Source organism: Streptomyces griseicoloratus (assembly GCF_014534645.1).
Taxonomy (GTDB): Bacteria; Actinomycetota; Actinomycetes; order Streptomycetales; family Streptomycetaceae; genus Streptomyces; species Streptomyces griseicoloratus.
Map to the genome: position 1 here is coordinate 13293 of NZ_JACVQF010000030.1, position 20138 is coordinate 33430.

Below are 20138 nucleotides of genomic sequence, written 5' to 3' on the forward strand. Positions count from 1 at the left end.
GGGAGACTCCCCCTCATGAGCGGCAAGGCGGAACCCCGGGCGGCGGGGGATGGGACCACCTCGAGGACGCGGCTGGACCGGGGGCGCGGCGCGCTCGGGCCCGCGTTGGAGCTCGTGCACACCGGACGCGCGCCCACCCGGGCCGTCCTGACCGCCGAGCTGGGCGTGACCCGGGCCACGGCGGGCGCGGTCGCCGCCGAACTGGAGGCGCTCGGCCTGATCAGGGTGGACGCCCGGCCCGGCGCGGCCGCCGGCTCCCAGGGCCGGCCCTCGCACCGGCTGGCGGTCGCCGAGGACGGGCCGGTCGCCCTCGCCGCCCAGGTCCACGCCGACGGGTTCCGGGCGGCGCTGGTCGGACTCGGCGGCCGGATCGTCGCCACCGCACCCGGCTGCGAGGTCGTCGACGCCGACCCGGCGAAGGTGCTCGGATCCGTCGTCGAGGCCGGCGCCGAACTGCTCCGGCAGACCGGGCGGCGCTGCGTCGGCGCCGGACTCGCCGTGCCCTCCGCCGTCGCCGAACCCGACGGCCTGGCGCTCAACCCGCTGCACCTGGCCTGGCCCGCGGGCGCGGCCGTGCGGCGGATCTTCGCCGAGCAGGTGCGGGCCGCCGGCCTCGACGGACCCGCGTTCGCGGCGAACGACGTGAACCTCGCCGCCCTGGCCGAGCACCGGCACGGCGCCGGGCGCGGGGCCCGCGACCTGCTGTGCGTCGCCACCGGCCACCGGGGCGTCGGCGGCGCCCTCGTCCTGGACGGCCGTCTGCACACGGGCAGCTCCGGCCTCGCCCTGGAGGTCGGCCACCTCACCGTCAACCCCGAGGGACGCCCCTGCCACTGCGGCAGCCGTGGCTGCCTGGACGTCGAGGCCGACCCGCTGGCCTTCCTCACGGCGGCCGGACGGGAGCCCGGCCCCGAGGTGTCCCTGCTCCAGCAGTCCAACGACCTGATCCGCGGACACTACGACGACCCGGCCGTGCGCACCGCCGCCGAGGCCCTCATCGACCGCCTCGGCCTGGGACTTGCCGGCCTGGTGAACATCCTCAACCCGGACCGCATCATCCTCGGCGGACTGCACCGCGCCCTCCTCGACGCCGACCCCGAGCGGCTGCGCGCGGTCGTCGCCGGCCGCAGCCTGTGGGGCCAGAGCGGTGGCGTGCCCATCCTTCCCTGCACCCTCGACCACAACAGCCTGGTCGGCGCGGCCGAGCTGGCCTGGCAGCCGGTCCTGGACGACCCGCTGGGCGCGCTCGCCTAGGACACGTACTGGGCGAGCCCGTGGCCGAGCGACCAGTCGGCGTCGGAGTTCTCCGTCAGGGTGACGAAGACGTTCCGCGGCTCGGTGCCCGCATAGTCCTGGGCGAGTTCGGCGATCCGCCGGTACAGCGCCTGCTTCTGCGCGGTCGTCCGCCCGGACCGCAGCGTGATCGCGACGAACACGATGCCCTCGTCCCGGTGCACGCCGAGGTAGTCGTCGTGGCGCAGGGCGCTGCCGGTGCCGTCATGGCCGGTCAGTACCTGGAACCGGTCGTCGGGCGGGATGCCGAGCGTTTCGGTCAGGGCGTCGTGAACGGCACGGCCGAGTGCGTCGAGGCGTGCGGCGTCGGTTCCGTGTGCGTCGATGCGGACGAACGGCATGGTGAGGTCTCCCATCGGTGGGGGCTGCGACGGTGCGGGGAAGGGGTTCCGGAGCGGGACGGTGTGGGATTCCGGGCCGGGACGGCGTGGGGTTCCGGCCGTCGGGGCTCAGTGCCAGGGCACGGCGAACGCCCGCGCCGGATTCCGTGTGAGGATGCGCCGCACCAGGTCCTCGCCGACGGCGCGGGCGAGCCGCGGGACCACTCGGCGCAGCAGGTACGGCATGCCGGGCCCGCCGTCCACGGAGCGCGCCGCGGCCGTCGTCGTGTCCCCGCCCAGCAGCACCTGGTCCCCGTGGCCCGCCTCGGCCAGGGCCCGGACGGCGTCCGGCATCCGCCAGTCGGTGGCGTGGTGGGCCCGTGACGGCCCGTCGAACGCCAGATAGCACCCCGATTCGGCGGCCTGCCGGTGCACCACGAGGTCGGGGGAGCGGTTGAGGTGGCCGAGGATCACCCGCTGCGGCGGCACGCCCAACTCACCGCAGAGCAGGTCCAGTACGTCCAGCGCGCCGGTCCCCAGTTCCAGGTGGACGGCGACGGGTGCCCCGGTCGCGTGGTGGGCCTCGGCCGCCGCCGCCATGCTCCAGCGGGCGTGCGCGTCCAGGGCGTGGAAGCCGCCCGCGACCTTGACGAGCCCCGCGCGGACCCCCGAGGTGCCGATGCCCCGCGTCAGTTCGGTGACGAAGACCTCGGCGAGCCTGCCGCGCAGGGCCGCGAGCGTGTCCTCGTCGTAGTGGACGTCCTGGTGCAGCCCCGTCGCGGCCATCAGGTGCACGCCGGTCTCCCGCGACAGGGCCGGCAGGTCGGCGGCGCGCCGGCCCAGTCCGTACGGCGTCCACTGCACGACCGCCCCGCCGCCCTGCTCGCGGAACGCGGTCAGCTCCGCCCGTGCCGCGCGCACGCCGGCCAGTTCCTGACCGGGCAGCCGGGGGCTGGCGAAGAACACGTGGTCGTGCGCGTCGCACACGCCCAGCCGCTCGGGCGGCACGTCCCCGAGCACGGTGCGGACCGCGTTCACCACTGCCGGCCCCCGGGCAGCAGGTCGCGCCCGGGTGCGGACAGGTGCAGCACCTGGAAGACCTCGCCCTCGGCCTTCGGCGCGTCGTGCGCGAAGAGCGAGAAGTGCACCAGCTCCCAGCGGCTCGTGTCCACGGCCGCCGCGGCCAGCACCGCACCGTCCTCGGCCGCCAGCCGCTCAGTCTCCCGTACCGCCTCCGCGGCCGTCTCGGCGGGCGGCACCCCGTCCGGCACCGGCCGGCGCCTGCGCACCGCCACCCGTGCGCCGGAGCCGGCGGCGCCGCCCTCCTCGTACGCCAGGCCCGTCCACTGCCGGACCGGCGGCCGTCCGAAGTCGTCGGTGGGCCGCTGGAAGGGGCCGCCGAAGAGGAACGCGTTCATGCCCTCCACGGTGTTCCAGAGATAGAAGGGCGCGTACTGGTTGACCGGCGATCCGTGCACCCCGCGCTCGCGCATCAGATACGCCTTGAGGCCGAGACCCGCCCAGTCGTCCAGCAGGTGCCCGGTGCGCGCCACCCGGTCGCGGACCACGTCCATGGCGTAGTCGGCGGGCAGCGTGAACTCGTACTGCATCGCGTGCATCCGGTGCCTCCTCAGGCGGGGTCGTCCAGGGGTCCGGCACCCCGGTCGGTGGTCGTGCGGTCCACGGCGGCCTCGACGCGGGGTGCCGGGCGCCGCTGGGCGATGTGCACGTGCGCGGACTCCTCTACTCGGTACGGGTGTTGTGCGCGGAGAGCAGGGAGAGCAGACCCCGGACGCCCGCGTCGAAGGCGGCGGGCGAGCCGGACGCGCGGGCCAGGACGTAGCCGCCCTGGACGGTGGCGACGACGGCCGCCGCGACCTCCTCGCTCTCCAGCGACGCCGCGAAGCCGCCCTGCGCCTTGCCCTCCTCGACGATTCCGGCGATCCGTTCCCTCAGCCAGTCGAGCGTCTCGTCGACGGGGGCGCGCAGCGCGGCGTCGGCCATCACGTCCGGATCCATCGTCAGCCGCCCGACCGGACATCCGCGCAGCACGTCGCGCTCACGCCGCAGATAGGCCGCGATGCGCTCGTACGGCGTCCCCGGCCCGCCGAGCACTCCCTCGGCGGTGGCCCGCATCTCCTCGGCGGTCCGCCGGATCGCGGCCAGCGCCAGGTCGGGCTTGCCCTTGAAGTGGTGGTACATGCTGCCCTGGCCGGCGCCGGCGCGCTCCAGGATCGCCTTGGGGCTGGTGCCGACGTAGCCGCGCTCCCACAGCAGTTCGCGGGTGGACTCGATCAGTCGCTCCGAGGTGCTCATGCCATCACTGTACATACTAGTAGTTACAGAAATCCAGGGTGCGAGGAGCAGCGGCGGACGCTCCGCCTACTCCCCGCGCGGTACGCACACTGCCGCTGGCCGTACGACGCCCCCGGCCCCCTCCCCGGACGACTCTCGTAAGCGGCACACGACGACATCGCATCCGAGGAGTGGAACGGCATGCAGACCCTGGCGCACTTCGGCGACGGCGGGCCCGGCCCGTGGATCCTGTTCTTCCCGGTGATCTGGGCGCTGGTCATCGCCGGCGGCATCACCCTGCTGCGCCGCACGGTGCGGCGCGGACGCGGCGGTCCCTGGCGGCCCGCCGCCGCGGACGACTCGCCCATCACCGTACTCGGCCACCGCTTCGCCTCCGGCGAGATCGACGAGGACGAGTACTGGCGCCGGCTGTCCGTCCTGGACGAGCGGTTCGGCCGCACCGGCAAGGGCGGTGCGGCATGACCACGACGACCCACACCCGGACCGCCGTCCGGGCCGTCGGCGCCGTGAAGGTGTACGGCGGCGGCGACACCGCCGTACGCGCCCTGGCCGGCGTGAGCGTGGACTTCCCGGCCGGACGCTTCGCCGCCGTCATGGGCCCCTCCGGCTCCGGCACGTCCGGGCCATGGTGCGCCGGGAATCGGTCCTGGTCGCCGCCTTCGGCACGGCCGGCGGGCTCGGTCTCGGCTCCTTCCTCGGCCGGGTGCTGGTGAAGGCGTCCGACGGCGCGTCGGACAGCGCGTTCACCTTCGCGGTGCCGCCGGCGCAGCTCGCGGCGGTGGCCCTGGTGGGTCTCGCGGCCGACGCCCTCGCGGGGCCGCGGCCGGCCCGCCTGAACGTGCTGCGGGCCATCGCCACCGAATGACGATCCCCGCGGGCAGGCCCGACGACGCCCCGCAGCGCACCCACCCACGGTCACCCCGGCCCGGGGCCGCCGCGGCCCGCGGCTGCGACGCCCCGCGACCGCGGGCACCGGACGCCGCGGAGCCACCGATGTCACCGCACAGCCGGGCGGCGCCGGACCGCGGCGCCGTGGGCCCGGGGACGCCGGTCCGGGTGTGCGTGTCCCCGGCTCCGGTGGCCGGTGCGCCGCCGCTCCCGCTCGCCCGTGCGGAGGGCCGGCACCGGTGGCCGCGGGGCCCGTGGCGGCCGATGGTCACCGCCCGGTCAGCCGACAACGGCCGACCGGGCGGGAGCGGGTTGCGGCGCCGTGAGGTCGACGGCGGTCTCGGCCTCGGAGAACGCGGCGGCGGGCACCTCCTCGACCAGCCGCCGCCGCGGCCGCGCGGAGACGGGCGGCGCCGTGGCGGCCGTCGGCAGCGAGAACCACACGACCTTGCCGGACTCGCCGTCCGGCCGGGCGCCCCAGCTCTCGCTCATCGCGGCCACCATGGCCAGCCCGCGCCCGCAGGTCGCGAGCGGATCGGCATCGTCCACCACGGGCAGACGAGGGTCGTGGTCGCGCACCGAGACGGTGAGCCGGTCGAGCGTCAGCTCTATCTCCACGGTGCATGTCTTGTCGGGGCGGGCATGCAGGTGGACGTTGGTCAACAGCTCCGTCACACCGAGCGCCGCCCGGTCGATCAGGGAATCCAAATGCCAGTAGCGCAACTGCGCAGATACGATTCTGCGGACCTGGCCGATCCGCGACGGCAGGGCTTGGAGCTCCACCGTGCAGTGCCTGCTTGGGTGACTGATCACGGCTGCGACTCCCCGACGTAAGAGGTCCGGAAGAACACGGAGTACGGATCCAGCTGGCCGCGCGCGTCAAGCCGCCGCCTGCTGTCGTGGCCGGCGGGCTGGTTCGCAGCGTTATCGCCGGTAAACCCAGAGTGACGTGAGACCAGCGTGACGCAAGGGGTAGGGCACCGCAACTTACGGACATCTCAGTTCTTGCGCCCCGCCGCCCTGCGCACCGCCTCGATGAAACGGCGTGCCGCGGGCGGCCCCGGCTCGCCCGGCGCGGGGTCCCGCTCGCCGAGGGTCAGCAGGTACCGCTTGCCGTTCAGATCGGCGAGCGCCCGGTCCTCCGCGGCGAACCAGGGCCGCGAGGCACGCACCGCCTGCACCGGTGCGCTGTCGATCTCGCTGCCGTAGCTGGTGAGCAACTCCAGCCTGCCGCCGCTGATCCGGACCTGCCCGGCCCGGGTGAGCGAGCGCAGCCGCTTGCCGATCCGCACCCCCGTGGCCGTGAACTCCGGCTCCGCCATGCCAGCGCCCCCTCGTGCGCGTCGGTGTGCCGAACCCTGCACCGGGGTGGGCCGGTACCGGCTCGATACGTCCTCCAGTGTGCGCCCGCGCGGGAACTCGTCCCGCCCGGTGAAGTCTGCCCCTCCGCGCTGCCGAGCACCAGTGCGCGAGCCGGTCTTCCCGGGGCCGCCCGGAGCACTCGCGCGAATGCGCCCCCCAGCACGGACGCACACGCCTTCCCAGGGCCGTCTTTGAGGCCCTCAAAGGTGTGTTTATGCAGGTGAGAAGCGTGTGGAAGGTGCCTATGATCGGGGGTGCCGGCCGCGCGACGCGCCGTCGGCGCGCAGCGTAAGGAGCCCCGTCGTGAGCACCCCCCAGCAGACCCGGACCGGCGCGACCCTCGACGTCGACCGCAGTGACGCCGCCTACCGGGCGTGGCTGAAAGAGGCCGTGCGCAAGGTCCAGGCCGACGCCAACCGCTCGGCCGACACCCATCTGCTCCGCTTCCCGCTGCCGGAGAAGTGGGGCATCGACCTGTACCTCAAGGACGAGTCCACCCACCCGACCGGCAGCCTCAAGCACCGGCTCGCCCGCTCCCTCTTCCTCTACGGCCTGTGCAACGGCTGGATCCGGCCGGACCGTCCGGTGATCGAGGCGTCCAGCGGCTCGACGGCCGTCTCGGAGGCGTACTTCGCCAAGCTGATCGGCGTGCCCTTCGTCGCCGTGATGCCGCGCACGACGAGCGCCGAGAAGATCCGCCTGATCGAGTTCCACGGCGGGCGGTGCCACTTCGTGGACGACTCCCGCCTGATGTACGAGGAGTCCGCCCGCCTCGCGGCCGAGACCGGCGGCCACTACATGGACCAGTTCACCTACGCCGAACGCGCCACGGACTGGCGAGGCAACAACAACATCGCCGAATCGATCTTCCGTCAGCTGCGTCTGGAGCGGTTCCCGGAGCCGGCCTGGATCGTCGCCACGGCCGGCACCGGCGGCACCTCGGCAACCCTCGCGCGCTACGTGCACTACATGCAGTACGACACCCGCGTCTGCGTCGCCGACCCGGAGAACTCCTGCTTCTTCGAGGGCTGGACCACCGGCGATCCGGACGTCACCTGCGACTGCGGCTCCCGCATCGAGGGCATCGGCCGGCCGCGCATGGAACCGAGCTTCGTGCCCGGCGCGATCGACCGGATGATGAAGGTGCCCGACGCGGCCAGCGTCGCCGCCGTGCGGGCACTGGAGCGGGTCATCGGCCGCAAGGCGGGCGGCTCGACGGGCACCGGGCTGTGGAGCGCGCTGAAGATCGTCGCCGAGATGGTGGCCGAGGGCCGCGAGGGCAGCGTGGTGACCCTGCTGTGCGACCCGGGGGACCGCTACCTCGACAAGTACTACTCCGACGCGTGGCTCGCCGGGCAGGGCATGGACATCGGGCCCTACACGGCGGCGATCGACTCCCTGCTGAACACCGGCGTCTGGCCCGACTGAGGGCAGGTGCCCCCCGGGGGGACTACGGCCGGCTCAGCCGCCGGTCCAGCGCGGTGACCGCGCCCCGGAACGCCCTCCCCAGACCCGGACGGGCGCGGTTCAGCACGAAACGGAACGGCGCCGTGCCGTCGGCCGCGAACGTCCACCGCACATGCGTGCCGGTCCCGGCCGGCGTCAGCCGCCATTCCTCGGCCAGGGCCCGCGCGCCCGGCGCGTTGGTGGCGTCCACGCGGTAGGCGTACACCTCGGGCCGGCGCGCCACGAGTATCGTCTCCTCGAAGCGCGTGCCGCCCCGCAGCCGGATCTCGCGCCCCGCCCCCTCACCGGTGGACCGTGCCGACGTCACCGCCGAGAACCACGCGGTCCAGCCGGGCACGTCCTCGGCCAGTGCCCGGAAGACCGGTTCCGGGGCCGCGGAGATCTCCCGCGCGAAGACCAGGCGTACGGGAGCGGACTCGACGAAGTCGAGCCCCACCGGACGCAGACGGTGAGCCATGGACACCCCCTCGTGAACCGCGGACGCGGCCGGCCTGCGGGCGGCCGGGTGGCGCCACCATAGCCGGGGCCGCGGCGGGTGTCAGCGGGGCATCGCTCCGTCGCCGTGGTCCGGCCGGTCACTCACCCTCGTCCGGCTCGCCGGCCACGACCAGCCGCAGATGCTCCGCGACCTCCGCGCGCGCCCCGGCCGGCAGACCGGCGTCCGTCACCAGCGTGTCGACCTGGTCCAGCGTCGCGAACGAACTCAGCCCCACCACACCCCACTTGGTGTGGTCGGCGACCACCACGACGCGCCGGGCCGACTGCACCAGACGCCGGTTGGTCTCGGCCTCCGCGAGGTTCGGCGTGGACAGCCCGGCCTCGGCCGATATCCCGTGCACACCGAGGAACAGCACGTCGAAGTGGAGCGCCGCGATCGCCTGGTCGGCGACCGGCCCCACCAGCGAGTCGGAGGGCGTGCGCACGCCGCCGGTCAGCACCACCGTGGCCGCGCCCTGCCGCGCGCCCGAGGTGCGCTGCGCCGCGTGGAAGACATCGGCCACCCGCACCGAGTTCGTCACCACCGTGAGATCCGGCACGTCCACCAGCCGGTGCGCCAGCGCGTACGTCGTCGTGCCGCCGGACAGCGCGATCGCGGCACCCGGCGCGACCAGCTCCGCGGCGGCCCGCGCGATGTCCTCCTTGGCGGTGGGCTCCAGGCCCGACTTGGCCTCGAACCCCGGTTCGTGCGTGCTCGCCTCGGCCACCGGCACTGCGCCGCCGTGCACCTTCTCCAGCACACCCTGCCGGGCCAGCGCGTCGAGGTCGCGGCGGACGGTCATGTCCGAAACGCCGAGCTTGCGGGTCAGCTCGTTGACCCGGACACCGCCCCGGCGGCGGACCTCGTCGAGGATCAGGGCCCGCCGCTGCTCCGCGAGGAGGTTCTGATTCTCGCTCACGTACGCTCCGGTCCTTTCTCCGCAAAACCGTCCGACACGCCCGGCGCACCCTCCCCGGGGCCCTCGACCCCGCCCGACCAGGGGGACCTCCGTCGACGAGAAGTGCTCCCCGCTCCGGTGCGCGGACGTCCCATCCTCGCACGCCCCGCCACGGGCCGCGTCACCGGCTGCCCGACGCCCTCATGTCACCCGCGCCTCACCGCGGCGCCATCCCTCCCACGGATCGGGGAGATTCGGTGCGCCCGGGTGTGCGCAGCCCGCTCGGGGAGAGATCCTTGTGCCCGCAGCGACACAGCCGACGGCACGTCACGGGGGAGTGCGAGCAGTGGAACAGGCACAGCGACGGGCAGGGACGGACGGACCCGGCGACCCCGGCCCGCGGCCCGGGAGCACCGGGACCGCCCTGGAACTCCTGGTCCACGGCGTGGGCGGTGCGACACCGCAGGAGATGCTGGAGGACCCGCGGACGGTGCGGGTCACCGGCGACGACGTCGCGGCCGTCTTCCGGCGCGCCGAGGACGCCGACGCCGAGACCCGGCCCGAGGACTACCGGGGCCGGCCCGTGCCCGAGGCGTACGTCTGGTCCAACCTCACCTCCGGCAACGGCAGCCGCGCCCTGTGGCTGCTGCTCCTGCCGTTCATGGTCGTCAACCTCGCCCACTGGATGCGGCCCCCCGCCCAGGGCCGGGCGCGCACGGTCCGCCTGTACGGGCTGCTGGTGCGGCTCGCGGGACTGACCCTGACGGTGCTGCTGGTCGCCGCCGCCTGCGAGGTCGCCGTCGACCTGGCGGCGTGGCAGTGCGCGGGCACGCGCGCGTGCGCCGAACGCCACTCCTGGCTGGGCTTCCTGTCACCGGAGGTGTCGGACGGCGGCTGGTGGAGCCTGCCCGGCCGCAGGCTCGCCCTCGCGGCCGCGGTGCCCGCCGCCCTCACCGGCCTGCTGTGGTACCTGTCCCTGCGCACCTGGAGGGCGTACGAGTCCCAGCAGCCCATGGACCGCGACCCCGAGGAGGACACCGGCCACACCGCGCTCGGCCGCCCCGGCTTCTGGTACGGCCGCCGCCTGGTCGCCCGGCTGCGCGCCGCCCACACCGCGGCCGCCCTGCTGACGGTCGCCGCCGCGGTCGCCGCCCCGGCGGCCCGCCACGACCGCCGGCCCGGCGGGCCCGCCCTGCTCGACGCGCTCGGGTGGCTCCTGGAGGCGGCACTGATCGCCGGCGCGGTCGCCGTGCTGGGGGTGGTCTGCCGCCGCGGCCGCAGCGAGCGGCGCCTCGACCGCGAACTCGACGAGCACCTCGTACGACGCCTGCCGCTCGCCGCCCTCGCCCTGCTCGCCCTCGCCCTGCTCTACGGCGGCTGGGACCGGCCCGGGTGGACGTCGGCCGGCCGGCTGCCCGGGGACATGACGTTCGGCGGCATCGCCCTGGTGCAGGGGCTGCTCGTGATCGCCCTCGGCGTCGTCGCCCACCTGCTGCACCGCACCCGGCCCACCGCCCGCACCGCCATGCGCGGCCTCGGCGGACCCGCCGTCGCGATGCTGGCCTGCGCCCTGGGCGGGGTCATGTCCGGCGGCGTCGCCCAGCGGGTGTCGGACTGGCTGGACGGCACCGGCACGTCCCTCGACGGCCCGCCCGTGCTGCTGACCTGGCAGGCGTCCGTGATCCCGCCGCTCCTGGTCGTCGTGCTGCTGCTGTGCGGCGCGCTCGCCCGGAGCACCTGGCGCATCGCCCGCGCCGAACGCGCCGCCGTGGAAGGCGATCACGAGGGCGAGGCGGGCGACCCGGGACGCACCCGCCGTATCGCCACCGCCCGCGCGATGGCCGGCCTCACCGACCGGGCGCCCCTCGTCGTCGCCGTCACGTCCGCCGTCACCCTGCTGCTGGGCGCGGGAGCCCTGGCCGGCGCCCTGACCACCGACCGGGCACCGGCCGACGCCACCCGCGGAACGCACGCCTTCCTCCACGGCGCGGCGCAGACCGCCCAGGCACTGGGCTCCTGGCTCATCGGCCTCGGCTTCATACTGTTCGTCACCTGGGGCCGACGCGCCTACAAGGACGCCTCCGCCCGGCGCACCATCGGCATCCTGTGGGACGTCGGCACCTTCTGGCCGCGCGCCGCCCACCCCTTCGCACCACCCTGCTACGCCGAGCGCGCGGTGCCCGACCTGACCTGGCGCATGGCCACCTGGACCCGGGCCACGGGCGGGCGGCTGGTGATCTCCGGACACTCGCAGGGCAGCGTGCTCGCCGCGGCGGCGGCCTGGCAGCTCGCGCCGTCCGCCCGCAGGCGGGTCGCCCTGCTGACGTACGGCTCCCCGCTGGAACGGCTCTACGGCCGCTGGTTCCCGGCCCACTTCGGTCCGGCCGCGCTCGGCTCCCTGCACGAGGAGGTCGACTGCTGGCGCAACCTGTACCGGCGCACCGACCCCATCGGCGGCCCGGTGCGGCTGCCCGGCGACTCGGGCCCGGCCGTGGACCGGGAACCCCTCAAGGACCCGCTGACCTACGGCCGCACCGAACTCCACCCGCTGCCCGCACCCATCCTGGGCCACTCCGACTACCAGGCCGACCCGGCCTTCGCCGAGGAGCGGCAGCGGCTGCTCGGCAGGCTCCGCACCGACGTACCGGCACCGCGGCGGACCGCACCGCCGGACGAGGAACCCGCGGAGCCACACGCCCCGTCGGACGGGCCTCAGGGCCGCTCGGGCAGGTCCTCTGCGTAGAGCAGGGTCAGGTCGTCCGTGCTGGGTTCCGGCAGCTGGGCGACCCGGCTCGCGTGCCGCTCGACCATCGCCTCGAAGGTCTGGCGCGCGGTGCGGCCGTTGCCGAACGCGGGGCCCTTGGGGATCGCCGCGAAGTACGCCAGCAGCGCCTGCGCGGCTCCCGGCGCCAGCCGGTACTCGTGCTCGTCGGCCTGCTGCTCCACGATGCGCAGCAGTTCCTCGGGCCCGTAGTCGCCGAAGGTGATCGTCCGTGAGAAACGGGAGGCCACCCCCGGGTTGACCGACAGGAACCGCTCCATCTCCGCCGTGTAGCCCGCGACGATCACCACGACCGAGTCCCGGTGGTCCTCCATCAGCTTCACCAGCGTGTCGATGGCCTCCTTGCCGAAGTCGCGGCCGGCGTCCTCCGGGGAGAGCGCGTATGCCTCGTCGATGAAGAGCACACCGCCGTGGGCCCGCTGGAACGCCTCCTGGGTGCGGATCGCCGTGGAGCCGATGTGCTCGCCGACCAGGTCGACCCGGGACACCTCGACCAGGTGGCCCTTCTCCAGCACGCCGAGGGAGGCGAGGATCTCGCCGTAGAGACGGGCGACCGTCGTCTTGCCGGTGCCGGGGGAGCCGGTGAAGACCAGGTGCCGCTTGACCGACGCGGCCTTCAGGCCCGCCTGCTGCCGGCGCCGGCCCACCTCGATCATGTCGGTCAGGGCCCGCACCTCGCGTTTGACGCTGTCCAGGCCGACCAGCGCGTCCAGTTCGCCGAGCACCGCCTTCGACGAACGGGCCGGCTCCTCGGGCCCGGCGGCCGCGATCAGGGGCTCCTGCTCGGTACTGCGCTGCCCGGGGATCGCGCCCAGCAGACCCGGCGACCGGCTCACCGTCTGAACGGCCGTCTCCCGGGCGGCGGGCGGCCGAAGGCCGCCGCTCTCGTCGCTCGTGCAGTCCTCGACGAGCGGACCGGAGTCGGACGACGCGTCCGGACCGCCGTCCGCGAACTCGTACCCCCCGCGCGCGCAGCGCTCCGTACGGCACTTGCGCAGCGTCGTGCGGCAGCCGTCGATCACATGGAAGCCGTATCCGGCGCTGCCGGTCACCCGGCAGCCGAGGAAGCTGCCGCGGCCCCCGGCGGACACGTAGACGCCGGCCTCCGAGGGGGAGTCCACCGTGCAGCGCTCGATGGTGGGGTCGGCGCCCTTGGTGACGATCACGCCCGTACGGGTGCCGTCCACGGAGCAGTTGTTGAGGGTGCCGCCGCTGCCGTGGTCGCGGAACCAGGCGCCCGTCGCCGCGTCCCGGATGCGGCAGTCGTCGAGCTGGGCCGTGGCACCGTCGCTCACCGACACCGCCGTGTTGCGCACCTGGAACAGGTCGCTGTCGACGACGTCCGCGCGCGAGCCGCGGTCGAGCACGAACAGGGCGTCCGGCACGTCGTGCACCCGGCAGGAGTCCAGGACCGCGGTCGCTCCGTCGCTGACCCAGACCGCCGGATAGTCGCCGGTGCTGTCGAAGATCTCGCACTGGTTGGCGTCCACGCGCGTGCCCGGGTCCCACACCGACAGGCCGTTGCGCCCGAACTGCCGCACGCTGGTGCGGGTCAGCGTGAGGACGGAGCGGGACCGCAGGTCGACCGCGTTCTCCGGGATGTCGTGGATGCGGCAGTCGGCCAGCGTGAGCACGGCGTCGGTGTCCAGGGTGACACCGTCGGCGGTGGTGCGGTGCACGTCGCAGTCGGTGAGGTGCGCGGTGGCCCGGCCGGTGATCTGCACCCCGCTGCCCCGCACCTCGTAGACCTCGCAGCCCACGGCCTCCAGCGCGGAGTGCTCGCCCGTCGCCGTCAGCCCCGAGCCGGCGGCGTGGTGGACGCGGCAGCGCTCCAGCCGGGGATGCGCTCCGGAGCGCACCGCGATCCCGGCCTGGCCGGCCGACACGACCTCGCACTCCTCGAACACCCCGCCCGCGCCGTCGAGGACGGAGATGCCGATGCCGGCCGGGTTGTCGACGGTGCAGCGCCGCACGGTCGGCCGGGCACTGCCGCGGACTTCTATGCCGGACGCGGAGCGCGTGACCACCCGGACGTCCAGCAGCTCCGGCGTGCCCTCCTCGACGAGCAGGGCGGGAGCGGCCGCGTCCTGTCCCTCCACGTGCAGGTCCTGCACCACCGCCGAGGCCCGCACGGTGAGGGGCACGCCGTCCACGGGCGCGATCCGTACCGAACCCTGGGCCCCCTCGGGGCCCCGCAGCGTCACCGCCCGCTGGACGACGAGGTTCTCCCGGTAGGTGCCGGGGGCGATGGTGAGGATGTCCCCGTCGGCCGCGGCCTCCAGAGCGGCGGCGAGCGATGCGTACTCGCCTGTGCGGCGCCGCCACCGCGACGTGCCGGTGTGCGTCACCTGGACCGTGCCCTGTGCCATGGCGTTGCTGTGCCCCCACCTCGTCGTACTGATGGCTGGTTCGCCCTCGGAGCGCTGCGGCCCCCGGGGTTGTCTCACACGCGGGTTGATGCCGAACGGGTTCGGCCGGTCCACCGTAGCGTGCGCGCGGACGGCGGGTTGACCGGAGGCGGAAGCCGGTCAGCTGCCCGTGCCGGTCCTGCCCCAGTCGGGGCCCGCCCGGTCCCACGCCTGCTCCCAACGCGCGTACCGGCGGCGGACCATGCGCCAGACGATCAGCCGCCGCGCGGTCTCGATCAGGCCGGCGGTGGCCAGGGCCGCGCCGACCCCGGCGAGGACGGCGTGCGTCGCCGCGGTGGCGGAGTCCAGGGGGCGGGCGACCGCCCGGCCGTGCGCGTCCGTCCATATCGGGAAGTGGTCGCCCGGGTGCGGGTCGTCGATGTTCGCCAGCAGCGGGCCGTGGTGGTCGGAGCCGTCCGGCGCGGTCCAGTCGGCGAGGACCCGGCTGCGCAGGTCCCCGGCGGGGGCGGTCTCCGGGTCGATGCTCAGGGGGGAGCGGTCCAACTCGCGCACCACCGTGGCCGTCACCAGGTGGCGGGACCGGTGCTGGTCGTGGACGGAGCGCTCCAGGGCGTCCTGGGCCGCGCCGCCCGCGAACGCGCCGGCCAGCGGCGCGACGGACAGGATCAGCACCAGGGCGACCAGGGCCACCCATGCCTCGGCCAGGTCGGTCGCACGGCGCAGCGAATTGTGCCGCCAGCGCCAGAGTCCGCTGATCGCCCGCACCCTGCGCACCCCCTTCCGCTCCCTGCCGCCCCCGTCGAGCCGCTCACGCGAGGCCCGCCGGGGACCGGTGCCGCTCGGCCTTCCGCGGCGGCTCCCGGCCGGGTCTCTCATGAACTTCTCACCGAAACCCAACGCCCGGGACGCGGACCGGGTTCCCGTGGGCCGGCCCGGCTTCCGGGGAGGGGGCGGTGGTCTCAGTCGAGGACCCGGACCGGATCGCCGACCCGGATCGTGCCGCGGCCGAGCGGCACCAGGTTCTGTCCGAAGACCAGCTTGCCGCCGATGCGCCGGTGCCGCCCGAGGCTGTGCAGGGGCTCCCTGCCGCGTCCGGCCGTCTCCTGGTCGGTGGTGGTCACCACGCACCGCCCGCACGGTTTGGCGACGCGGAAGGAGACCTCGCCGATCGCGATGCGCGACCAGTCGTCCTCGGCCCACGCCTCGGTGCCCGCCACCACCACGTTGGGCCGGAAGCGGTTCATCGGCAGCGGCCCCTCGTGGGCGTGCTCGCCCCGGGCGATCAGGGAGTTGAGGGCGTCCAGGGAGGCCGCGGTCGTGAGCAGCAGCGGATAGCCGTCGGCGAAGGACACCGTCTCGCCCGGCAGCGCGTACTCGGGGTCGACGGGCCGGCGCGTGGCGGGATCGTCCATGTGCACGAGCCGCACCCGCGTGCCCAGGAGGGCGCTGCACCAGGCGTGCGCGGCCTCGTCCTGCGCCGGGACGGCCTCGACCTTGTCACGGAAGATCTCCACCGGGACCGTGTCCACGGGACGGGGCACCGGCACCGCGAGCGGCTGTCTGCCGGGCGCGGACAGACGGACGCCGCCGCCGGGCAGGAGCTCGGCGGCGGCCGTCGCGAGGCGCGGCTGCTGTCGTTGCGTGACGACCTTTCCCCCGTCGTCGATCAGCATCCAGCGGCGGTCTCCGGCCAGCCCCCAGGGCTCCACTTCGGCCTCCCGGGGCGCCAGGCCCCGGAACGCCTTGACCGGATGGACGTGAATCGACTGCAGCAGCGCGTTCCCCATGCGGCCATCGTGCCAGGTGGCGGCGACAGCCCGGGAGAGCGGCTCAGTAGCCGCGGTACTGCTGGTTGTTGTACGGGTCCTGGTAGGGCGCCGGAGCGGGGCGGGGAGCGGCCGGGCGCATCGCCTCGTAACCCGCCGGACCGGGTGCGGCCGGACGGGGCTGCTGCGGCTGCTGCATCGGGCCGGGGTAGCCGCGCGGAGCGGTGGCCTGCTGCGGGATGTAAGGGGCGGGCGCCTGCTGGAGAGGGGCGGGCTGCGGCGCCTGCTGCGGGTAGCCGTAGGAGGGCTGGGACGGTGCCGCCGGGAGGGCGGGCAGGGCCGACGGGAGCGCGGGCAGGTGGCTGCCCGGCGCGTCGTACGCGGCGGGGACCCGGATCGGGGCGATCTGCGGGGTGCCGCGCTCGGCCACGAGCGAGTCGTAGATCGGGGTGTCCGGGAAGGAGGCGGAGTAGTAGCCGCCGCCATAAGTGGAGCGGGGGGAGGTCATGGCACATAAGTTAAGCCCACGATGTGCTGGTTGGGGAGACCGATAAGAGGGTTGTTTTACGTGTCCGGAGTGACCCGGTATCCCCAATGCGAGCGAACTTGGCAAAAAGGGGCGGCGCGCGAGGCGATCTTCGTGTAAAGGCCGAGTTCCGGGCGGGTTACCGGCGGTTGTCCCGAGGACTTCGCACTCTCCCCGTGGGGTACGGGCGGCGGGAGGAATAAGTTGGGCGCGGAAAACTTGGCGTACGGCCGGGACGCTGCCCGGCGCGGTGACACGTGATGGGGGCGGACATGTCAATGTCGAAAGGGTCGAACACCCCGGTGCCGTCGACGGCACTGAGGGTCGAACTGGGCTGGCGATCCGGCCCCGGCGTGCCCGACGCGGACGCCTCGGCACTGCTCCTGGTGGGCGGGAAGGTCCGCTCCGACGCGGACTTCGTCTTCTACAACCAGCCGGCGCACTCCTCCGGAGCGGTCCGGCACGAGGGCAAGCGCGACGGCGGCGGCCGGGTGACCGACACCCTGCTCGTCGACCTCGCGCGCGTGGAGCCGGCGATCGAGACCGTCATCGTCGCCGCCTCCGCGGACGGCGGGTCGTTCGGACAGGTCCCGGACCTGTACATCGAGGTGCGGGACGCGGCGCAGAACACCGTGGTGGCCCGCTTCGACAACCCGGGGGCGACGGTCGAGACGGCGTTCGTGCTGGGCGAGTTCTACCGCCGCCAGGGCGCCTGGAAGTTCCGGGCCGTCGGCCAGGGCTACGGCAGCGGCCTCGAAGGACTGGCCACGGACTACGGCATCACGGTGGACGAGCCGCAGCAGGCATCCCCGGCCGCCGCACCGGCACCCTCGGCCGCCGTGCCCCCGCCGGCCCCGCCGGCCACCATGCCACCGCCCCCGGTCCCTGCGGCGACGCCCGCGGCCGCCCCGCCGCCCCCGTCCGCGGCACCCTCCCCCGAGCCGGTCCGTCTCACCAAGGTGACGCTCACCAAGGCGGCACCGACGGTCTCGCTGACCAAACAGGGCGGCACCTCGGGTGCCATGCGCGTGAACCTCAACTGGCAGGTGCGCAAACAGTTCTCCGGCTGGGCGCGCAAACTCGGCCGCCCCGTCGCCATGCACGACGACCTCGACCTCGACCTGTGCTGCCTGTACGAACTCAGCGACGGCAGCAAGGGAGTCGTACAGGCCCTCGGCAACGCCTTCGGCTCGCTGCACCAGCCGCCCTTCATCCACCTCGACGGCGACGACCGCACCGGCGCGGTGGCGACCGGCGAGAACCTGACCATCAACCTCGACCACAAGCAGCACTTCCGGCGCATCCTCGTCTTCGTCACCATCTACGAGGGGGCGCGCTCCTTCGCCGACCTGCACGCCACCGTCACTCTCCAGCCGCAGTACGGCGCACCCATCGACTTCTCGCTCGACGAGTGCACGGTCCCCTCGACGGTGTGCGCCCTCGCCCTGATCACCAACACGGGCTCCGACCTGGTCGTCCAGCGCGAGGCCCGCTATCTGGTGCCCGAGCGCGGCGTCAGCCCGCAGCGCACGATCGACTACGCCTACGGGTGGGGCATGAACTGGACCCCCGGCCGCAAGTGAAGCTCCGCGGGGCGGGCGTTCAGCCCTCGTCGGGCACGGCGTCCGGACGGGCGTAGGTGCGGCCCTTCCAGGCCGCGCCGCGCCCCCGGTAGTGCTGCACCGCGGAGTCGACCGTCATCAGCAGGTACAGGAACGCGGTGAACGGCAGCAGGGGGGCGAGCCACGGCGGCTGCCGGTAGTACCGGAGCATCGGCAGGTACGTCCCCGCCATCACCAGCCACGCCAGGGCACCGGGGACCGCCGTCGCCGCACTGCCCGCCGCCGCGCCGGCCACCACCGCGGCCGGCGGCACCAGGTACACCAGCGTCAGACCGGCCACCGTGCCGGCCAGCACCAGTGGGTTGTGCCGCAACTGGGCGTACGCGCTGCGCGACACCATCCGCCACAGATCGTGCAGCCGCGGATACGGGCGCACGCTGTCCACCCGGTCGGCCAGCCCCAGCCAGACCCGGCCGCCGCTGTCCTTCACGGCCCGGGCGAGGGCCACGTCGTCGATCACCGCCTGCCGGATGGCGTCCGGGATGCGCGCCCGCTCGGCGGCCTCGGCGCGCAGCAGCACACAGCCGCCCGCCGCCGCGGCGGTCCGCGTCTTCTTCGTCCCCTTCTTCCCGGTCCGCTCCCCGCTGATCCGCCGGAAGGGGTACAGCTGTGCGAAGAAGTAGACGAAGGCCGGCACCACGAGCCGCTCCCAGGCGCTCTCCACCCGCAGCCGGGCCATCTGCGAGACGACGTCGAAACCGCCGGAGCGCGCCGCGGCCACCAGCTCCCGCAGACTGTCCGGCGCATGCGCGATGTCGGCGTCCGTCAGCAGCAGGTACTCGGGCTCACGCGCGCGTGCCAGGGCCATGCCGCACCGCACCGCCCAGAGCTTGCCCGTCCAGCCCGCCGGCGGCTCGCCCGGCGAGGCCACGGTGAGCGGCAGACCGCCCTGCCGCCCGGACAGCTCGCGCGCCAGCTCCCCGGTGCCGTCCGTGCTGCCGTCGTCGACCAGGAAGACCTCCGCCCGCCCCGGATATTCCTGGGCCAGCAGCGACGGCAGGCTCGCCGGCAGGACCGCGGCCTCGTCCCGCGCCGGGACCACGACGCACACGGACGGCCACACCTCCGGTTCCCGGCGGGCCGGAAGCCTGACGTCCGTACGCCAGAAGAACCCCTGGGCGAGCAGCAGCCACAGCCAGGCGGCGAGGGATACGGCGGCGGTCCACGCAACGGCGCTCACGTGCGCAGTCTGCCCCACCGGCCCGGCCCGCCACGCCCCATCCATTAAGGTGGCCGGGTGAAGATCGCGCTCATGGACTCCGGAATCGGTCTGCTGGCGGCCACCGCCGCGGTACGGCGCCTGCGGCCGGACGCCGATCTCGTCCTCTCCCTCGACCCCGACGGCATGCCGTGGGGACCACGGACACCCCAGGACCTCACCGAGCGTGCCCTCGCCGTGGCCGAGGCCGCCGCCGCGCACCGGCCGGACGCCCTGATCGTCGGCTGCAACACCGCGACCGTGCACGCGCTGCCCGCGCTGCGCGACCTGCTGGAGCCGGCCCTGCCGGTCATCGGCACCGTCCCGGCGATCAAGCCGGCCGCGGCCGGAGGCGGCCCCCTCGCGATCTGGGCGACGCCGGCCACCACCGGCAGCCCGTACCAGCGCGGTCTCATCGAGGAGTTCGCCGACGGCACCAAGGTCACCGAGGTGCCCTGCCCCGGGCTCGCCGAGGCCGTCGAGCACGCGGACGAGCCGGCGATCGACGCCGCCGTCGCGGCGGCGGCCGCACTCACCCCCGACGACGTGACGACCGTCGTCCTGGGCTGCACGCACTACGAGCTGGTCGCCGAGCGCATCCGTGCCGCCGTGCAGCGCCCGGGCTTCCCGCCCCTCGTGCTGCACGGCTCCGCCGGCGCCGTCGCCGCACAGGCGCTGCGCCGGATCGGCGCCGAGCCCGAGCCCGGAGCCCCGGCCGACGGCACCCTGACCGTGCTGCTGAGCGGACGGGAGGGCGCACTGCCCGCGCCCGCCCTGGCCTACGAGGAGGGCCGGCTCCTGAGGGCGGTCAGCCCGGCCCGCTGACCGCCGGCCCCGTCCGGCGCCGCCCGTC

Annotated in this window: 19 protein-coding genes and 2 pseudogenes; 8 read left to right on the forward strand and 13 right to left on the reverse strand. The window is 74.6% G+C overall.

Annotation, left to right across the window (positions count from 1 at the left end):
• Positions 1-15: 15 nt before the first annotated feature.
• Positions 16-1254 (forward strand): ROK family protein, encoded by a 1239-nt coding sequence (locus tag H0H10_RS00940; RefSeq protein ID WP_188178847.1) that lies wholly within the window; start codon positions 16-18, stop codon positions 1252-1254.
• On the opposite strand, the gene H0H10_RS00945 is transcribed toward H0H10_RS00940, so the two are convergent.
• The 4 genes from H0H10_RS00945 to H0H10_RS00960 form a co-directional block, all read right to left on the reverse strand.
• Positions 1251-1634 carry a tautomerase family protein gene (locus H0H10_RS00945; RefSeq protein WP_188178870.1) on the reverse strand — a complete coding sequence of 128 codons (384 nt, stop codon included), beginning with the start codon at positions 1632-1634 and terminating at the stop codon, positions 1251-1253. The two genes, H0H10_RS00940 and H0H10_RS00945, sit on opposite strands and share 4 nt — an antisense overlap.
• A 108-nt stretch (positions 1635-1742) precedes the next feature.
• Complete coding sequence (locus H0H10_RS00950) at positions 1743-2651, reverse strand: phosphotriesterase family protein (protein WP_188178871.1); 909 nt, start codon at positions 2649-2651, stop codon at positions 1743-1745.
• Positions 2648-3232, reverse strand: coding sequence for a DUF4865 family protein (locus H0H10_RS00955; RefSeq protein ID WP_188178848.1), 585 nt, complete (start codon positions 3230-3232; stop codon positions 2648-2650). The genes H0H10_RS00950 and H0H10_RS00955 overlap by 4 nt, the downstream gene beginning before the upstream one ends.
• 124 nt (positions 3233-3356) lie before the next feature.
• Positions 3357-3929: a TetR/AcrR family transcriptional regulator gene (locus tag H0H10_RS00960; protein ID WP_188178849.1), complete on the reverse strand. Its 573-nt coding sequence runs from the start codon at positions 3927-3929 to the stop codon at positions 3357-3359.
• A 180-nt stretch (positions 3930-4109) separates the two neighbouring features.
• Between H0H10_RS00960 and H0H10_RS00965 the strand changes: the two genes are divergently transcribed.
• From H0H10_RS00965 to H0H10_RS00970, 3 genes and pseudogenes are all read left to right on the forward strand, one after another.
• Positions 4110-4391: an SHOCT domain-containing protein gene (locus H0H10_RS00965; protein ID WP_188178850.1), complete on the forward strand. Its 282-nt coding sequence runs from the start codon at positions 4110-4112 to the stop codon at positions 4389-4391.
• Positions 4388-4549: pseudogene (locus H0H10_RS39490) on the forward strand (ABC transporter ATP-binding protein); the annotation flags it as partial. The gene H0H10_RS00965 and the pseudogene H0H10_RS39490, both read left to right, overlap by 4 nt.
• A pseudogene (locus H0H10_RS00970) lies at positions 4546-4794 on the forward strand (hypothetical protein); the annotation flags it as partial. The pseudogenes H0H10_RS39490 and H0H10_RS00970, both read left to right, overlap by 4 nt.
• Before the next feature lie 302 nt (positions 4795-5096).
• Here H0H10_RS00970 and H0H10_RS00975 read toward each other — a convergent pair.
• On the reverse strand, positions 5097-5630 hold the full coding sequence (locus H0H10_RS00975; RefSeq protein WP_188178851.1) for an ATP-binding protein: 534 nt from the start codon (positions 5628-5630) through the stop codon (positions 5097-5099).
• A 185-nt stretch (positions 5631-5815) separates the two neighbouring features.
• The gene (locus H0H10_RS00980; protein ID WP_188178852.1) at positions 5816-6139 is read right to left on the reverse strand and encodes a hypothetical protein; all 324 of its coding nucleotides are present in this window, start codon (positions 6137-6139) and stop codon (positions 5816-5818) included.
• Between the two features lie 343 nt (positions 6140-6482).
• Here H0H10_RS00980 and cds1 point away from each other — a divergent pair, with 343 nt between their 5' ends.
• Positions 6483-7607 carry an L-cysteine desulfhydrase Cds1 gene (gene cds1 / locus H0H10_RS00985; RefSeq protein WP_188178853.1) on the forward strand — a complete coding sequence of 375 codons (1125 nt, stop codon included), beginning with the start codon at positions 6483-6485 and terminating at the stop codon, positions 7605-7607.
• A 22-nt stretch (positions 7608-7629) separates the two neighbouring features.
• Here the strand turns inward: cds1 and H0H10_RS00990 are convergent, their stop codons facing one another.
• Both H0H10_RS00990 and H0H10_RS00995 read right to left on the reverse strand, forming a co-directional pair.
• Positions 7630-8103 carry an SRPBCC family protein gene (locus H0H10_RS00990; RefSeq protein ID WP_188178854.1) on the reverse strand — a complete coding sequence of 158 codons (474 nt, stop codon included), beginning with the start codon at positions 8101-8103 and terminating at the stop codon, positions 7630-7632.
• Between the two features lie 118 nt (positions 8104-8221).
• Positions 8222-9043: a DeoR/GlpR family DNA-binding transcription regulator gene (locus tag H0H10_RS00995; RefSeq protein WP_188178855.1), complete on the reverse strand. Its 822-nt coding sequence runs from the start codon at positions 9041-9043 to the stop codon at positions 8222-8224.
• A gap of 325 nt (positions 9044-9368) precedes the next feature.
• On the opposite strand from H0H10_RS00995, the gene H0H10_RS01000 reads away from it, so the two are divergent.
• Positions 9369-11765: a hypothetical protein gene (locus tag H0H10_RS01000; protein WP_309141699.1), complete on the forward strand. Its 2397-nt coding sequence runs from the start codon at positions 9369-9371 to the stop codon at positions 11763-11765.
• Here the strand turns inward: H0H10_RS01000 and H0H10_RS01005 are convergent.
• The 4 genes from H0H10_RS01005 to H0H10_RS01020 form a co-directional block, all read right to left on the reverse strand.
• On the reverse strand, positions 11735-14173 hold the full coding sequence (locus H0H10_RS01005) for a right-handed parallel beta-helix repeat-containing protein (RefSeq protein WP_188178856.1): 2439 nt from the start codon (positions 14171-14173) through the stop codon (positions 11735-11737). The genes H0H10_RS01000 and H0H10_RS01005 overlap by 31 nt on opposite strands.
• Before the next feature lie 159 nt (positions 14174-14332).
• Positions 14333-14938: an Rv1733c family protein gene (locus H0H10_RS01010; protein WP_188178872.1), complete on the reverse strand. Its 606-nt coding sequence runs from the start codon at positions 14936-14938 to the stop codon at positions 14333-14335.
• Between the two features lie 194 nt (positions 14939-15132).
• Positions 15133-15960 (reverse strand): MOSC domain-containing protein, encoded by an 828-nt coding sequence (locus tag H0H10_RS01015; RefSeq protein ID WP_188178857.1) that lies wholly within the window; start codon positions 15958-15960, stop codon positions 15133-15135.
• Positions 15961-16003: 43 nt separating this feature from the next.
• Positions 16004-16447, reverse strand: a complete 444-nt coding sequence (locus H0H10_RS01020) for a DUF6643 family protein (RefSeq protein ID WP_188178858.1) — start codon at positions 16445-16447, stop codon at positions 16004-16006.
• Positions 16448-16743: 296 nt separating this feature from the next.
• Here H0H10_RS01020 and H0H10_RS01025 point away from each other — a divergent pair, with 296 nt between their 5' ends.
• A complete protein-coding gene (locus H0H10_RS01025; RefSeq protein WP_188178873.1) occupies positions 16744-18048 on the forward strand; it encodes a TerD family protein in 1305 nt (434 codons plus the stop codon).
• Positions 18049-18067: 19 nt separating this feature from the next.
• Here H0H10_RS01025 and H0H10_RS01030 read toward each other — a convergent pair whose 3' ends face one another.
• Positions 18068-19312: a glycosyltransferase gene (locus tag H0H10_RS01030; protein WP_188178859.1), complete on the reverse strand. Its 1245-nt coding sequence runs from the start codon at positions 19310-19312 to the stop codon at positions 18068-18070.
• 12 nt (positions 19313-19324) lie between these two features.
• On the opposite strand from H0H10_RS01030, the gene H0H10_RS01035 reads away from it, so the two are divergent.
• Complete coding sequence (locus tag H0H10_RS01035; protein WP_188178860.1) at positions 19325-20110, forward strand: glutamate racemase; 786 nt, start codon at positions 19325-19327, stop codon at positions 20108-20110.
• Positions 20111-20138: the final 28 nt, after the last annotated feature.